2 tRNA genes and 1 rRNA gene are annotated in these 738 nt (G+C 50.1%); all 3 read right to left on the bottom strand.

The window, feature by feature from the left end:
• Positions 1-379: 379 nt before the first annotated feature.
• A tRNA-Ala gene (locus tag ACH6EH_RS20180) sits at positions 380-455 on the bottom strand.
• A 21-nt stretch (positions 456-476) separates the two neighbouring features.
• A tRNA-Ile gene (locus ACH6EH_RS20175) sits at positions 477-553 on the bottom strand.
• Positions 554-562: 9 nt separating this feature from the next.
• A 5S ribosomal RNA gene (rrf, locus tag ACH6EH_RS20170) occupies positions 563-679 on the bottom strand.
• Positions 680-738: the final 59 nt, after the last annotated feature.

Raw genomic sequence — 738 nt, 5'->3', positions numbered from 1 at the left:
CATTTCGTCGTTCGCCACGTCCTTCATCGGCTCCTAGCGCCTAGGCATCCTCCGTGTGCTCTTAGTAGCTTAACCTGATCGCTCTGGTTTGCGGTAATGTGCTCTCTTGTTCGCCTGTTTCTTGATTTAAATAAACCAAGGTGGAAACAGGCTTACAAAGGATCTCATTCCCTCAAACCTTCGCTGCTACTCTCTTATACTTCTTGGTCAATACATTGACACAAGTCGTTTGAGAAGGATCTTTCTAAAACGCAAATTCGTTTCGTTATCTAGTTTTCAAGGATCAAGGTCACTGTCTTGCGACAGGACTATTATCGTATCCTACCAGCGTCATCAGGTCAACCTGCATATTCTGGTAAAACCGATCATAGTAATCTTATGGTGGAGCCAAGCGGGATCGAACCGCTGACCTCCTGCTTGCAAGGCAGGCGCTCTCCCAGCTGAGCTATGGCCCCAAAGGGATATCAAGTTGTAAATGGTGGGCCCTAGTGGACTCGAACCACCGACCTCACCCTTATCAGGGGTGCGCTCTAACCAGCTGAGCTAAGGGCCCATATGATGCGCTTGGCAACGTCCTACTCTCCCGGGACCCTGCGGTCCAAGTACCATCGGCGCTGGAAGGCTTAACGGTCGTGTTCGGGATGGGTACGCGTGGAACCCTTCCGCCATCATTACCAAACGCATATAGGTGAGAGTTGAACTCTCAAAACTGACCAACGAGTGAGTTGGTTCTTCACC

The sequence above is a fragment of the Paenibacillus sp. JSM ZJ436 genome, assembly GCF_044383795.1.
Lineage (GTDB): Bacteria > Bacillota > Bacilli > Paenibacillales > Paenibacillaceae > Paenibacillus_AQ > Paenibacillus_AQ algicola.
This window is presented reverse-complemented; position numbering and strand designations above follow the sequence as displayed.